The organism is Pseudoclavibacter sp. JSM 162008, from assembly GCF_041366455.1.
GTDB lineage: Bacteria > Actinomycetota > Actinomycetes > Actinomycetales > Microbacteriaceae > Pseudoclavibacter.
In genome coordinates, this window is the sequence record NZ_JBEWYX010000008.1 from 1 (window position 1) to 14667 (window position 14667).

The 14667-nt window shown below is 68.1% G+C and carries 11 protein-coding genes, 1 tRNA gene, 1 pseudogene and 1 riboswitch; of the genes and pseudogenes, 4 read left to right on the plus strand and 9 right to left on the minus strand.

All coding sequences use genetic code 11. From position 1 onward, the window contains the following. From ABVF28_RS08220 to ABVF28_RS08230, 3 genes and pseudogenes are all read right to left on the minus strand, one after another. Positions 1–725: pseudogene (locus ABVF28_RS08220) on the minus strand (hypothetical protein); the annotation flags it as partial. 91 nt (positions 726–816) lie between these two features. Next, complete coding sequence (locus ABVF28_RS08225; RefSeq protein WP_371030153.1) at positions 817–1284, minus strand: hypothetical protein; 468 nt, start codon at positions 1282–1284, stop codon at positions 817–819. A 190-nt stretch (positions 1285–1474) separates the two neighbouring features. Next, a tRNA-Lys gene (locus tag ABVF28_RS08230) sits at positions 1475–1547 on the minus strand. 109 nt (positions 1548–1656) lie between these two features. On the opposite strand from ABVF28_RS08230, the gene ABVF28_RS08235 reads away from it, so the two are divergent. Then, positions 1657–2088 (plus strand): DUF1801 domain-containing protein, encoded by a 432-nt coding sequence (locus ABVF28_RS08235; protein ID WP_371030154.1) that lies wholly within the window; start codon positions 1657–1659, stop codon positions 2086–2088. Here ABVF28_RS08235 and ABVF28_RS08240 read toward each other — a convergent pair. Then, complete coding sequence (locus ABVF28_RS08240) at positions 2003–3145, minus strand: acyltransferase family protein (RefSeq protein WP_371030155.1); 1143 nt, start codon at positions 3143–3145, stop codon at positions 2003–2005. The genes ABVF28_RS08235 and ABVF28_RS08240 overlap by 86 nt on opposite strands. A gap of 76 nt (positions 3146–3221) precedes the next feature. On the opposite strand from ABVF28_RS08240, the gene ABVF28_RS08245 reads away from it, so the two are divergent. The 3 genes from ABVF28_RS08245 (at position 3222) to ABVF28_RS08255 (ending at position 6765) form a co-directional block, all read left to right on the plus strand. Next, complete coding sequence (locus tag ABVF28_RS08245) at positions 3222–4277, plus strand: MauE/DoxX family redox-associated membrane protein (protein ID WP_371030156.1); 1056 nt, start codon at positions 3222–3224, stop codon at positions 4275–4277. Positions 4278–4391: 114 nt separating this feature from the next. Beyond that, complete coding sequence (locus ABVF28_RS08250; protein WP_371030157.1) at positions 4392–4667, plus strand: hypothetical protein; 276 nt, start codon at positions 4392–4394, stop codon at positions 4665–4667. Between the two features lie 151 nt (positions 4668–4818). Next, a complete protein-coding gene (locus ABVF28_RS08255; RefSeq protein ID WP_371030158.1) occupies positions 4819–6765 on the plus strand; it encodes an amidase family protein in 1947 nt (648 codons plus the stop codon). A 200-nt stretch (positions 6766–6965) separates the two neighbouring features. On the opposite strand, the gene ABVF28_RS08260 is transcribed toward ABVF28_RS08255, so the two are convergent. From ABVF28_RS08260 to ABVF28_RS08280, 5 genes are all read right to left on the minus strand, one after another. After that, positions 6966–7853, minus strand: a complete 888-nt coding sequence (locus ABVF28_RS08260) for a bifunctional methylenetetrahydrofolate dehydrogenase/methenyltetrahydrofolate cyclohydrolase (RefSeq protein ID WP_371030159.1) — start codon at positions 7851–7853, stop codon at positions 6966–6968. Next, positions 7850–9124, minus strand: a complete 1275-nt coding sequence (gene glyA / locus ABVF28_RS08265; protein WP_104253973.1) for a serine hydroxymethyltransferase — start codon at positions 9122–9124, stop codon at positions 7850–7852. Before glyA ends, ABVF28_RS08260 begins: the two co-directional genes overlap by 4 nt. Before the next feature lie 49 nt (positions 9125–9173). Next, positions 9174–9257, minus strand: a riboswitch (ZMP/ZTP riboswitch). Between the two features lie 3 nt (positions 9258–9260). After that, entirely contained in the window at positions 9261–9890 is a 630-nt protein-coding gene (locus ABVF28_RS08270) for a Pr6Pr family membrane protein (protein ID WP_371030160.1), read from the minus strand. 104 nt (positions 9891–9994) lie between these two features. Then, positions 9995–10879, minus strand: a complete 885-nt coding sequence (locus tag ABVF28_RS08275; protein WP_371030161.1) for a helix-turn-helix transcriptional regulator — start codon at positions 10877–10879, stop codon at positions 9995–9997. 237 nt (positions 10880–11116) lie between these two features. After that, the gene (locus tag ABVF28_RS08280) at positions 11117–14590 is read right to left on the minus strand and encodes a proline dehydrogenase family protein (protein WP_371030162.1); all 3474 of its coding nucleotides are present in this window, start codon (positions 14588–14590) and stop codon (positions 11117–11119) included. Between the last annotated feature and the right edge of the window lie 77 nt (positions 14591–14667).

The window sequence follows — 14667 nt, forward strand, 5'->3', positions numbered from 1 at the left end:
GAGGGTAGCGTTACGCATGTCGAGGTCTCTCGGATGGGTGTGTAGGAACTTCCATCATGGGAGACCTCGACCTCTACCAGCGCAACGACGCACTCCCCCACTCCTACACTCTCAAACGCGATGAGCCGGTAAGGCTCTTCCCAGATGAGGGTGTAGGTCGGCCGGGAGCGTCGGTCCGCAGATAGACGTCGAGGTCTCCCGACGACGGAGGTTCCTACGCCATCCGTCCGAAAGACCTCGACGTGACCGACGCTACCCCGCCGGCCGGCTTCGGCCGCCCTGACCTGACCGCCTTCGCGTCTCATCCCAGTCGACCCTGATCGAGTCTGCTGACCCCCTCGACGAGCTGCCCGGTCTCCTGGGCGAAGCTGATCTTGCTGCTGCGCCAGTTCCCGCTCTTTCGATCCGACGGGGCCAACGGCGTCGAAGTCGCCGCCCTCGTGCACGACGAGGAGCTGGCAGATGCCGAGCTCGCCCGCGAGCTTCTGCTGCGCGAGCTGCGCCTCCAGGCCCGCGATGGTCTTCATGTCTCGCCAGCCCTCTTCACGGGCGACGACGAACTTGCGGCCAGAGCGCTTGTCGGACAGCACGGACATGACCCAGGACTGATTGACGGCCTGCGCGATCGCCAACGCGTCATCGCCTCGCGCGGCCACGGCCTCCGTGTCGAACACCGTGTATGGGCTGTCTGCGTCGAACTGCACAGTGGACTCGTCCTCGAACATGCCGGACAAGTTGCCCTCGGTCAGGCGATGCAACGCAGCTCGCAGCTCGCGACCGGCTGCCTGCATGTCACCCATCTCTGGATCAGTGACGTCACCGCGGGCGATAGCCGCGAGCGTTGGCTTGTCCACAGGCTGCTGCAACCCTCGGCGGAATTTCTGCCTTGGGTTTCTGCTCGCCCGCCCCTGCCCCAAACATGGTCGGCATGAGCGGGTCGAGAAGGCGGAACTGCACCAGACGGTGGCCCCCGATGGCACGCCCTTCCGCGTCACGGCTTCCTGCCGGATACACGAACTGCACGACTTCGAGGAACCCATGCTCCTCGAGGGTGCGGCGGGCCTTGAGGAACGCGTGACGGCCCAGCTCCAGGCTCTCGCGCACGCTCTCCTGCGTGAGTCGGTAACCGACGCTGTGGGAGCGAATGAACAGGTAGATCGAGAGCGGGTTCCCGACGATCTTCGGGTACCGCACCCACCAGTTGCGCACCTGAGAGAACTCACGGTCGATCGCGAGCTCTTCACGCAGGAACTCTCCCTGCAGCGGTTCAGCGTTCAGGCGCATGAATCAGGGCCACATCGCGAGGGCGCTGGATACGAGGCAGTCGAACATCAGCGCCAAGATTCGAGGACGGCGACGCTGGTACTACGACGAGGTAGTTCAAGTGGCCAGAGTCCTGGAGACATCTGTTGCGTACCTGACCGGCGAGGTCGACGATGATGCGCCGTTGCGTACGGTCGAGCAGGGAGAAGAGTGGGCCCGGTGGGGCTCGAACCCACGACCCGCGGATTAAAAGTCCGATGCTCTGCCAACTGAGCTACAGGCCCCACAGCCGCCTGGCGTGCGGCGACCGTGGGGAATCCTATCGCGAATCGCGGCCGAGAACGGGCTCCGCGAAGCGAGCGGTTTGTCGGCGGCCGGGTCCATACTCTCGTCATGGCAGGAACGAAGACGAAGCCGTCAGATGTCTCACCCGATCTCATCATCGACCAGGCGGAGCCCGCGGGTCGCCGCGAGGACGCGCGCATCCTGAAGGAGATCATGGATCGGGTCACGGGCGAGGAAGCCGTCGTGTGGGGGCCGACGATGATCGGCTACGGCACCTACCACTACACGTACGCGAGCGGCCATTCGGGCGACGCGATGATCCTCGGATTCTCGCCGCGCAAGGCGTCGATGTCCATCTACGGCCTGCAGATGTGGGCTCCGGATGGCCTCGTCGAGCAGCTCGGCAAGGTGAAGCTCGGCAAGGACTGCATCTGGGCCGGCCGCTTCTCCTCCCTCAACCTCGAGGTGCTGGAAGAGCTGGTTCGGATCGCCTGGTCGAAGCGGAAGGAACTGCAAGCAATGTTTCCGGCGGGTGCCTGAGCGACAGCACCCCGATGACCCTCTCCAGCGGGCCCACCCCGAGATACCGGCGCCACAGCGTGGCGAACAGCATGCACACCACCATGATGGCCACCATCGTCAGCACACCCTGCGGCTGCCGGTAGATGAGCCCCGGCCCAGCCAGCCAGTTCTCCTCGCCGAGCAGCAGCTGCGACCAGATCGCCGTCAGGATCAGCACGTGCAGGCAGTAGATCGTGAACGCCATCGTGCCCATATCGGCAAGCGGCCTCGTCAGCCGGGCGAACCACGTGCGCATCCGCTCACCCGAGAAGTCGCCGAGCAGTTGGATGCCCGCGTACGCGAGCAGCGCGAGCCCGAGATCACGAGCCTCATCACCATACGAACCGGACTGGGCGACCCCCGTCGTCGCCTCCTCCCAACGGCGCATGAGCAATGATGCACCGAGCAGCACCGCTCCCCCGCCGAACACCCACGCCGTACGGCGCAGATCGCCGAGCTGCCACCGCGCCAGCAGGAAGCCGATCAGCAGCATCGGCAGCAAGTTCGTGAGGCGGTAGGCCGAACCCAGCACCGTCCAATCCAGCAGCAGCGCCGTCGGGTCGTACATCGACGTCGGCGAGAACGCCGACGTGAGCGCCCAGTTGCGGGCAGCCTCGTTCACGAGCGGCGCCGCCGCCAGGAACACCAGCGCAGCACCCGCAGACCACGCCGCAGGAAGGAAGAGGAACGGGGTCGCCGCGAGCATCATGATGCCCAGGAAGTCCAACACGATGAGCACGCCAGAGAAATTGATGCTCAACAGCAGGCCAACGAGGATGAGCACGATCGACTTGATGACCCACGAGATCGCGAAGAAGCTCTTCCGGCGCGCATCCCACCGCGAAGCCTCCCGCAGCTGGTAGCCCGCAGTCACACCGATCACCAGCGCGAACAGCGGCGACGCCGCATCGTTGAGGAAGTGGAACAGCACCTCCAGCGCCCGCGGCTCGCGGTCGTCCAAGAACACGACCGTGTGAGCGATGATCATGGCGAAGATCGCGAAGCCGCGCACCACATCGAGGGAATTCAGGCGCATGCGTCGATCTTCGACGCCGCCGAGCCGACGGTCAAGCTCGACGAGCGACGCGCCGCGCACCAGCGATAATGAACGAGTGCTTCCCACCTTCGTGATCTTCCCTGTTCTCGTCGCCTGCGTCCTCATCGCGAGCGGAGCCCTGAAGCTCCCCCAACGCTCCCGCACGCTCCAGTCGTTCGCCGCGTTCGGCGTGCCCGCGATGCTCCGGAAGCCCTGGACCGCCGTCGCCCTGCCCATCGGCGAGATCATCCTGGGGGCAGCACTCCTCCTCCTGAGCGGCCCCGCGTACCTCGTCGCCGCCGGCCTCAGCACCCTCCTCATGGCCGCCTACCTCGCCGTCGTCGCCCGAAGCGTCGCCAAGCGCCAGGCGGTCGACTGCAACTGCTTCGGCGCCCTCAGCACCGAACCCGTCAGCCAGATCACGATCTGGCGCAACGCCGGCCTCACCCTCGCCGCCCTGCTCGCGACGGTCATCCCTGGCATGGCCCTCGGCGTGCCGACCCAGCTGGCCCTCTTCTCCCTGGCCGACTGGATGTGGCTCGTCGCGATCGCGATCGTCGCCCTGCTCGGCATCGTCGCGAGCCTCGTGAAGACACCGGCTCCCACCGTGACGTCGACGGCCGGAGCGGCCAGCTCCGGGCAGGATTTCGAACTCGTCGAGCAGGGCCCCGACCTCATCTCGGACCCGAGCGCGCGCGACATGATTCCCCACAACCTCGAGCTCGTGTCGGGCGACGGCTCCCCCGAGCTGCTCTACAACCTCGTCGTCATCCCCCGCAAGACGACCATCCTCATCTTCGCGAGAGTCGGATGCGGCTCCTGCGGCCCCGTGCTCAGCCAGATCGGCGACTGGTCGCGGCGCATGGGCGACGACGCGCAGATCATCGTCGCCACCTCCTCCAGCCGCGCCTCCATCAAGAAGAGCTACCCGAGCGCCCTCCCCTCCACCTACTTCGGGGCGAAGGCGGTCACCGAGTACTTCGAAGCCGAAGCCACCCCCGCAGCACTCCTCCTGGCCGCCGACGGCACCATCGCATCCGTCCCCGAATACGGCAGCGAGGTCATCACGGAGCGCGTCGAGCAGCTGCTCGCCTCGTTCGACGCGCAGCGCCAGGCTCAGCCTCAGGGCTGAACCGCTCGGCCAGATCCCGCTGCAACTCCGCCGCACGGCCGAAGCGCGCGGCACCTTCCTCCTCGTAGCGTGAAGGTGTCGGGATGCACCCCGGCCGAGCACTGGAGGATCAGCATGAGCGAGCAGTACGTTGTCATCACCGAGACCGTGAGCATCAGCGCAGTCGGCACCAAGCTCGGGCACTCCGAGCCAGTGAGCACCGAGGCCGAAGGGCTCGAGCTGCTCGAGCAGGTCGCCCGCGGAGTGTTCCCCGACCTGCACACGCCCCACCGCCCCGGCCGCACGTTCCGCGTCAGCGAGACCGAATACGTGGACCGCCGCGAAGGCAAAGCCCTGCCGAAGAAGCAGACCCGCATCACGCTCACAAGAGTCGTCGCGACACGCGAATGACCGACTGAGCGCGCGGCCCGGTGGGGGCATCGATCAGATGCATCTGCCGGGCGCACCCGTGCGAAAAACAACACACGCTCGAAACAGCCGCGAAACCGGACCAGCCGAGACTGACGACACCCCCGTCGTCCCCTCCTCGCAAAGGTCTCCGTTGCCACACAAGCCCGCATTCCGCCGAGTCACCCAGATCACCGCCGCCACCGCCCTCTGCTCCGGCCTGGCCCTGAGCGCCGCCCTCACCGCACCGTCAGCATTCGGTGCCCCAAGCACCGAGGTCACGCTCCCCGCAGCACCAGAGGTCGTGAACCTCAGCATCACGGATGCGCTCGTGCTCCTCGAAGCGGGACGGACCACCTCCGTCGACCTCACACAGCGGTACCTCGGCCGCATCGCCGCCTACGACGACCCGTACGGCGACCAGCCCGGCCTGGCAGCCGTGATCCTCGCCAACCCGGAAGCGCTCAGCACGGCCGCCGAACTCGACGCCGAGCGCGCCGCCGGCACCCTGCGCGGGCCGCTGCACGGCGTCCCGATCCTCGTGAAGGACAACTACGCGACGTTCGACATGCCCACGACCGCCGGCAGCGCATCCCTGCACACCTACCAGACCGAGCTCGACTCGACAGCGGTGCAGCGCCTCCGCGACGCCGGCGCGATCATCATCGCCAAGACCAACCTCTCCGAGTTCGCATGGCACGGAACCTACACGCTGAGCTCCGAACGCGGGCGCACCAACAACCCGTACAACCAGGCGAACAGCGCCAGCGGCTCGAGCGGCGGAACCGGAGCGGCCGTCGCCGCTGCCTTCGCACCGGCCGGACTCGGCACCGATTCCTGCGGCTCGATCGTCGGCCCCAGCGCCCACCAGAGCCTCGTCGGATACCGCCCGACGATGGGCCTGACCAGCGTCACCGGCATCGTGCCGCTATCGCTACGGCAGGACGTCTCCGGCCCCATGACCACCACGGTCACCGACGCCGCACTCCTCATGGAGGTGCTCGCCGGGTACGACCCGACCGACTCGCAGACGGTCATCGCCAACGAGCAGGACACCACTTCCTACGTCGAGGGCCTCAGCGACTCGGCCCTCGAAGGGCAGCGCATCGGCTACATCCGCTGGGACTACGAGGAGAACCCCGACCGCCCCGGCCTCGCCGAGACGACTGCCCTCATCGATCAGGCCGTCGAGGACCTGCGCGCCCAGGGCGCCGAGGTCGTCGAGGTGCCGGCCTTCACGAGCGAGTTCCTCACCGGCACGCTCAAGAGCGGCGGCTGGATCGACATGCGCCCGAGCATCGACTCGTTCTTCGCCAGCACGGCCGCGTCCTGGCCGGAGGGGCTGGCGGAGCTCACGGGCGACCCGGACGAGCTGACCTTCGCCGACGTCATCGCCGACGGGAAGTCGTCGATGACGCAGGACGACATCGACTACTTCCTCAGCAACGAGGACATCCCGAACGCGGCCTACGACGCCGCCGTGGCGGAGCAGGATGCCGGGAAGGCCGCGATGGACCAGTTCTTCATCGACAACGACCTCGACGCCCTCGCGATGCCGACGAGCGCGACCTCCGCGACGCCAGATTGGGCCGGCACCACGTTCTGCGACCTCGGCGCGAACACCGGCATCCCGACCGTATCGCTGCCCGCCGGCTTCACGTCGACGGGCGCCGCGGTCGGCCTCGAGCTCGCCGCACCGCGCAGCCAGGACGCCGCACTCCTCGCGATGTCCTACGACTACGAGCAGGCGACCCTGCACCGGGTCGCCCCCTCGACGACCCCGGAGCTGGCAATCGAAGTGCCGACGCCCACGCCGACACCAACCGCAGGCCCAGTCGAGACGGCCGCCCCGCCGACGGCAGAACCCACGGCGGAACCCACCGCTGTCCCCACGCCCGGCACGACCGTCGCGCCGACCGCATCCGCAGCCCCGCCCGTGACGGCACCGACGTCGACGGCTGAAGCCGGCGGCAGCCCCACCCTCGCCCAGACCGGCGCGACTGACGCGTCGTGGCTCGTGACGCTCGCCGTCGCCCTCGTGGCCGGCGGTGCTGGAGTGCTCGGCATCACCGCGGTGCGCAAGCGACGGCCCCAGGCTTAGCGCGCGGCGGCCGCGGCGTAACGACCTCAAGTCCGCTCCGGAACCCGCACGCTCCACCCGGGGCGGTCTTGTGGTCGTCAAGACCCGACCTTGACGACCACAACACCGCCCTCGCCTTGGCATCGCGGGATCCGGGAGCGACGGCAGAGGGCCCGAGCAGTTCGATGAACTGCTCGGGCCCTCAGCCGTGACTGTGGCTGCTAGACCGCCGGGTTGAGACGCTCGGCCTGCTCGACGACGTTCTCGAGCAGCAGCGCGCGAGTCATCGGCCCGACTCCGCCCGGGTTCGGCGACACCCAGGCCGCCACATCCCAGACACCGGGGTCGACGTCGCCCGCGACCTTCGACTTGCCCGTCTCCGGGTCCTCGACACGGCTCACGCCGACGTCGAGCACCGCGGCGCCAGGCTTGACCCACTCGGGGCGCACGATGCCGGCGACACCCGCCGCGGACACGATGACGTCGGCCTCGCGCGCGAGCACGCCGATGTCGGGCGTTCCCGTGTGCGTGAGGGTGACCGTCGCGTTGTTCTCGCGGCGCGTGAGCAGCGGACCGATGGAGCGGCCGACCGTCACACCGCGTCCGATGACGAGCACGTGCTTGCCGTTCAGCGAGATGTCGTTGCGGCGCAGCAGCTCGATCACGCCGCGAGGCGTGCACGGCAGCGGCGTCACGATCGGGTCGTTGGCGTTGAGCACGAGGCGGCCCAGGTTGGTGGGATGCAGGCCGTCCGCGTCCTTCGACGGGTCGATCCGCTCGAGCACGCGGTCCTGATCGATGTGCTTCGGCAGCGGCAGCTGCACGATGTACCCCGTGCAGGCGGGATCCGCGTTGAGGCGATCGATCTCCGCCTCGAGCTCCTCCTGCGTGGTCTCCGTGGGGAGGTCGACGCGGATCGACTCGATGCCCACCTCGGCGCAGTCGCGGTGCTTGCCCGCGACGTACCACTTCGAGCCAGGGTCGTCGCCGACGAGGATCGTCCCGAGTCCTGGCACGACGCCACGCTCCGCGAGCGCGGCTACGCGCTCGCGAAGCTCGGCCTTGATGTCGGCCGCGGCCTTCTTGCCGTCGAGTGCGGCAGCGGTCATGCTTCGCCGAGGCCCGGGTAGAGCGGGAACGCGTCGGCGAGCGCCTTCGTGCGAGCACGCAGGGCGGGCACATCCGCGTCAGGGAGCAGTGCCAGCGCGATGACGTCGGCCACCTCGGTGAACTCGACGTCGCCGAAGCCACGGGTCGCGAGCGCGGGCGTGCCGATGCGCAGGCCCGACGTGATGAGCGGCGGGCGCGGGTCGTTGGGGACCGCGTTGCGGTTGACGGTGACGCCGACCTCGTGGAGGAGGTCTTCGGCCTGCCTGCCGTCGATCTCCGCGTTGCGGAGGTCGACGAGGATGAGGTGGACGTCGGTTCCGCCGGAGCGGACCGAGATGCCGGCGCCGGCGACGTCGGCCTGCTGGAGGCGGTCGGCGACGATCTTCGCGCCGCGCAGCGTGCGCTCCTGGCGGTCCTTGAAGTCGTCCGTCGCCGCGAGCTTGAACGCCGTCGCCTTGCCGGCGATGACGTGCATGAGGGGGCCACCCTGCTGGCCGGGGAAGACAGCCGTGTTGATCTTCTTCGCCAGGTCGGCGTCGTTGGTCAGGATGAAGCCGGAGCGGGGTCCGCCGATGGTCTTGTGAACCGTGCTGGACGTGACGTGCGCGTGCGGCACCGGGTTGGGGTGCAGGCCAGCGGCGACGAGTCCGGCGAAGTGCGCCATGTCGACCCACAGGTAGGCGCCGACCTCGTCCGCGATCTCGCGGAACTTCGCGAAGTCGAGCTGCCGCGGGTAAGCGGACCAGCCGGCGACGATGACCTTCGGCTTGTGCTCGAGCGCGAGCTCGCGCACCTGCTCCATGTCGATCTGCGAGGTCTCGGCGTCGACGCCGTAGGCGACGATGTTGTAGAGGCGGCCGGAGAAGTTGATCTTCATGCCGTGCGTGAGGTGTCCGCCGTGGTCGAGCGAGAGACCAAGCAGGGTGTCGCCCGGGCGCGCGAGGGCGTGCATGACGGCGGCGTTGGCGGTTGCGCCGGAGTGCGGCTGGACGTTCGCGAACTCGGCCCCGAACAGCGACTTGGCGCGCTCGATGGCGAGGTTCTCGGCGATGTCGACGACTTCGCAGCCGCCGTAGTAGCGGCGACCGGGGTAGCCCTCGGCGTACTTGTTGGTGAGGACGCTGCCGGTGGCCTCGAGGACCGCGCGCGGAACGAAGTTCTCGCTGGCGATCATCTCGAGTGTCGAGCGCTGGCGGTCGAGCTCCTGCTCGAGGACCGCTGCGATCTCGGGGTCGACTTCACTCAGTGGGGAATTGAACGTATCGGTCACGAAGGCTCCTTCAGAAAACCGGATGGCACGGCGAACATGTGGTCGTGAACCGGCGAGCCCAGGCGAACGGCTCGAAACCCGAAGAGCCGCTCCCCGGTGGTGACCCACCTGAACGCCAGTCGCGGCCGTCAGAAGTCTAGCGCGACTTGCCTGGTCGCCGCGAGAGCAGCGTGACGAGCCAGGTGAGCGCGACCCCGAGCACGACGAGGCCGATGATCGTGAGCAAAACCGGCGCGTAGCCCTGCTCCGTGGGGTTCAGGAAGGGGTAGGGGTACCAGCCGATGAGGTTGCCGCGCACGAGCGAGAAGGCCGCGTACCCGGCGGGGAATATGAGCCAGATGAGCGCCGTGCCGAACCGGATGCGCTTCGCCGGCCGGTCGATGAGGAGATCGATCAGCATCACGACCGGCATGACGTAGTGGAGCACGGTGTTGTTCCACGGGACGGCGGTGAAGTCCACGTCGGTCAGGCCGGAGAGCAGCAGCGCGAAGCCGATGCCCACGATGAGGATGTAGACCGTGACAGCGGCGCGGAACGCGTTGATCCGGGCCCCCTGCGCGTTGGCCGCCGTCGCGACGGCGCTGAGCAGCAGCGAAAGCACGACGAGCATGTTGGTCTCGATCGTGAAGTAGGCGAAGAAGTTCTCCGGCACCCAGGTGCCGCGCTCCACGATCGTCGCGATCTCCGACACGATCGAGGAGAAGGCGAGCAGACCGAACCCGACCTTCGCGGTCACGAGCGCTGGGCGGTGAATGGACGAGGCCACGGTCATCCTTCTGTCGGCGATGAGGGAACAGGGAGCTACGCTGCGCCTGGCGCCTCGGCGAGCCCGCCGCGGGAGCCCGGAGCCGCAGACATGAGGCTACGCGGTCAGGCGCGTTCCTTGCGGTAGTCGGCGGGTGTCATGCCGAGTCGCGTGAGGAAATGTCGCCGCATCGTGGTCGCGTCCCCGAAACCCGCCGCAGCCGACACATCGCTGAGCGAGACCTGCGGCTGCTCGACCAGGAGCGCCGCCGCCGATTGGACCCGGCGTGCCGCGATGAGCCCCGCGATGCCGTCGGCCTCATCGGCGAGATCGCGGTACAGCTTCCGCCTGCTGATGTGCAGGGCGCGCGCGATGCTGTCCGCGTCGAAGCCCTGGATGACGTGGTACTTCTCGATGAGTTCGCGCACGGCCTCCTTCATCCGCAGCGAATGCTGGGCGGGTGTCAATGCCGGAAGCGTCACCTGCGCGAGGACAGCCCGCAGCAGGTCGTGGAGCACGGGTTCCATGCTGACCGGCGACCGGCGACCGCCCCCGGTGCCCGACGTCGCCTCCACCAGGTAGCGGCCGATGAACGCCAGGAAGGCAGCGGTCAGCGCCGTCTCGGGCAGGCGGACGGCGCGGTCGCTGACGGTGATTCTCGCATCGTTCGCGACATCGTCGAGGGGCACGGTCAAGCCGAGCGTCTCGATGGGGCCGAGACTCGCCGTGACAAGTGGTTGCTTCGAGTTCACGACGAGGACGTCGCCGGGGTTGAGCACACCAGAGAGGCTGCCGGTTCGGAACTTGAGCGACCCGCGGATCATTCCGATGACGACGAGCTTCTCGCTCTCGACGCGAGAGATATCGACGCCCTCGCGTTCCGAGCCGGAACTCCGGCGAAGGCTGCCGAAGAGCTGCACGGTTCCGACGTGGGTATTCAGGATGTACGCGTGGAAATCCGCGCCCGCCGCGGCATTCATCGTCGTCGATGTGCCCGTGAATTGGGCCAACCCCGGCTCTCCGCGGAATTCCTCGAATGCGCCGGGATCTACGTCATCGGCGGAGAAGAAGCCTGACGACTCCCCCGAGTGCGCGATCCTACCGAGCCACTCACTGAGATCCTGACGTGCATTCCCCGGCACTGAATACCCCCGACACCAGCCTGCCCAACCTTCGGATCAGAATACCGAGAGAAGACGGGCTGGAGAATCGCGGGGGTATTCAGCGACCTCGAATGTGATCGAACATCACCGAGAGAGAAGACCCTCGGTGAGCGCGTTCGGCGTGCCGAAACGGTGCGCCGTTATGGACACCGCCTGCTCCCGAAGGAATGGCAGCGTCTCCACCCGACCGGACTCGGTCACTGCTCCCGAGTAGATCGCCAGGTCCACCCGGCCGTCCACGGCACGCGCCAACGCGACCGCATCGCCACCGATGAGACGCATCCGCCCACCTCGAAGCGAACCTGCGACCGAGAGGAACTCCGCGTCGGACTCAGCCCGCATGCGCACGCCGGCCCCCGCGAGCGCTGCCTTGGCCGCCGAGGGCAGCTCGACGCCCGTCGAGACCCGCAGCTGCGCTCCGGCGACGAGTCCGGCCGCGACGACCCGCAGGAGATCCGCGACGCGTGCATCCTCGGAGAGCCGCACCGTGATCTCACCCGGGAACGTCAGGTACCGGAAGACGTTGCGCTCGGCGTACAGCCCCTGCACGTCGCGGTCGCGCCCGAACTCCTCAGTCCAGGCCTGCGCGTCGCTGCCGAGCGCGCGTTCGAGCATCGCGGTGTCAGCACTCGTCAGCACCGCCGGCTGCGCCTTCGCGATCGCCACCGCAGCATCCAGGAGCGTCTGCGCGCTGGCGTTCGAGACCGGTGCGATGTCGACGGCGCGAGCCCGCTCCCACGTCCCGAGGCCGACGAGGTAGTTCGGCCCGCCCGCCTTGGTCGTGCATCCGACCACCGACTTCTTCCACCCGCCGAACGGCTGGCGCTGCACGATCGCGCCCGTGATGCCCCGGTTCACGTAGAGGTTTCCCGCCTGGATCGTGTCGAGCCACTGCGCCACCTCACCGCGGTCGAGCGAGTGGATGCCGGACGTCAGCCCGTAGTCGACCTCGTTGACGATCTCGATCGCCTCCTCGAGCGTGTCCGCCGTCATGATGCCGAGGATCGGGCCGAAGTACTCCACGAGGTGGAACTCGGAGCCGCGCTGCACGCCCGCACGCACGCCAGGACTCCAGAGCTTCCCACTGTCGTCGAGCTGGCGAGGCTCGACCACCCAGCGCTCCCCCGCGCCGAGCGTCGTGAGCCCGTCGAGCAGCTTGCCAGAGGCCGGCGTGATGATCGGCCCCATCTGCGACGGCGCGTCCCACGGGTAGCCGACCGTGAGCGAGCGCACCGCGTCGAGCAGCTGCTCGCGGAAGCGGCGCGAGCGCTGCGCCTGACCGACCAGCACCACGAGGGAGGCGGCGGAGCACTTCTGCCCTGCGTGGCCGAACGCCGACGCCACGACGTCCTTCGCCGCGAGGTCGTAGTCCGCGCTCGGCGTCACGATGATGGCGTTCTTGCCGCTCGTCTCAGCGAGCAGCGGCAGCTCGGGGCGGAACGACCGGAACAGTTCGGCAGTCTCGATGCCACCAGTGAGGATGACCCGGTCGACCGACGGGTTCTTGATGAGCTCGCTGCCCAGCTCACGGTCGGAGAACTGCACGTACTGCAGCACCTCCCGCGGCACGCCGGCCTCCCAGAGCGCCTCGACCATGACGGCACCGCAGCGAGCCGCTGGCCGCGCCGGCTTGATGATGACGGAGGCGCCCGCCGCGAGCGCGGCCAGGGTCGATCCAGCCGGGATGGCGACGGGGAAGTTCCAGGGCGGCGTCACGACGATGACCTTCGACGGCACGAAGGATGCGCCGTCGACCTCGTCGAGGCCACGGGCGAGCTCCGCGTAGTAGTGCGCGAAGTCGATGGCCTCAGAGATCTCGGGGTCTGACTGGTCGAGGGTCTTACCCGCCTCGGACGCGGCGACCTCCATGAGATCAGCCCGACGCCGCTCGAGCGCATCCCCCGCCCGGTGCAGGATCTCGGCACGCGCTGCGCCGGACAGGGCACCCCACGACTGGCTGCCCGTAACGGCACGCGTGACACGCGCATCCAGTTCGCCGGCAGTGCCGACCGTGTTCGCCTCGATGGTCTCTTCGCCGAGCGTGGACGCCTCCGCGCGTTCGCGGATTCCACGCGCCCACGCCTGGTTGACGGGCAGCGACGGGTCCGTGTCCGGAGTCTCCTCGAAGCGATCAGCGGGCAGCGGGGCTGGCTCCGCCGTGCGGTCCTGCACTCGGTTGCTCGCTGGCACCTCACGGTCGAGCACGTCGAGCGACGCGATGAATCGCTGCGATTCGCGCTCGAAGAGCTCCTCGTTGTCAGCCAGCTCGAACACCGCCGACATGAAGTTGTCCTGGCTCGCCCCCTCCTCGAGGCGGCGGATGAGGTAGGCGATCGCCACGTCGAACTCCTGCGGGTGCACGACCGGCACGTACAGCAGCAGCCCGCCGACTTCGCGCTTCACGACCTCGGCCTGGCTCTGCGCCATGCCGAGCAGCATCTCGTACTCGATGCCATCGGTGGCGCCCCGGCGCTGGGCGAGCAGCCAGGAGAACGCGACGTCGAAGAGGTTGTGGCCAGCGACACCCACGCGCACGTTCTTGACGCGCTCAGGCGTGAGCGCGTAGTCGATGACCCGCTTGTAGCTCGTGTCCGAATCCTGCTTCGTGCCCCACGTCGCGAGCGGCCAGCCGTGCAACGACGCCTCGACGCGCTCCATGGGCAGGTTCGCGCCCTTCACGAGCCGCACCTTGATCGGTGCCCCGCCACGCGCCACGCGCTCCGCTGACCACTCCTGCAGTCGGATCATCGCCCCGAGCGCGTCTGGGAGGTAGGCCTGCAGCACGATGCCGGCCTCGAGGTTCAGGAACTCGGGGTCGTCCAGGATGCGCGTGAAGACCGCCATGGTCATCTCGAGATCCTTGTACTCCTCCATGTCGAGGTTGATGAACTTGCGCGTCGGGCTCTTCACGGCGAGCCGGTAGAGCGGAGTCAGCTCCTCGACGACATCGGCGACGGCCTCGTCGAACGCCCACGGCTGATGCGGTGCGGTTGTGGAGGAGACCTTGATCGAGACGTAGTCGACGTCGTCGCGAGCCAGGAGCTTCGTCGTGCCGTCGAGACGACGCGCCGCTTCCTTCTTGCCGAGCACAGCCTCGCCGAGGAGGTTCATGTTGAGCCGCACGCCCTTGCCGCGGATCTTCTCGATCGCGGGCCCGAGCTTCGAATCCGTCGCGTCGATGATGAGGTGCCCGACCATGTCCCGCAGCACCTTGCGGGCGGCCGGCACGACGACGCCAGGCAGGACGGGCGCGACCGTGCCACCGACCCGCACGGCGCTCTTCATGTACCAGGGCAGGAAGCCGGGCACCTGATCGGCGATCGCGCCGAGCTTGCGCGCAGCGACCTTGAGGTCCTCGGGACGCACCACCCCGTCCACGAACCCGACCGTGAAGTCGAGACCCTGCGGATCCTTCAGCACGCCAGCGAGCTGAGCGGCGGATGCATCCACCGGGATCTCGGCCGCCTCGGTCAGCCATCGGCGCACGAGCGCGACAGCCTCCGGCGCGAGCTCGGTGAGGGAATCTGTGGGGAAGACAGGCGTCTCGGTGGCGGTCATGTGACCAGTATCGGCACCCGACTTCAGTTAGGTAAAGTGAAGGAAATTGACGCGTTTCCGTCAGTGCGTGTGATGAT

Bases quoted from the DNA above. Each gene is read 5' to 3' on its own strand.
- ABVF28_RS08225 (WP_371030153.1), bottom strand. From the start codon at position 1,284: ATGCGCCTGAACGCTGAACCGCTGCAGGGAGAGTTCCTGCGTGAAGAG.
- ABVF28_RS08235 (WP_371030154.1), top strand. From the start codon at position 1,657: ATGGCAGGAACGAAGACGAAGCCGTCAGATGTCTCACCCGATCTCATC.
- ABVF28_RS08240 (WP_371030155.1), bottom strand. From the start codon at position 3,145: ATGCGCCTGAATTCCCTCGATGTGGTGCGCGGCTTCGCGATCTTCGCC.
- ABVF28_RS08250 (WP_371030157.1), top strand. From the start codon at position 4,392: ATGAGCGAGCAGTACGTTGTCATCACCGAGACCGTGAGCATCAGCGCA.
- ABVF28_RS08260 (WP_371030159.1), bottom strand. From the start codon at position 7,853: ATGACCGCTGCCGCACTCGACGGCAAGAAGGCCGCGGCCGACATCAAG.
- ABVF28_RS08280 (WP_371030162.1), bottom strand. From the start codon at position 14,590: ATGACCGCCACCGAGACGCCTGTCTTCCCCACAGATTCCCTCACCGAG.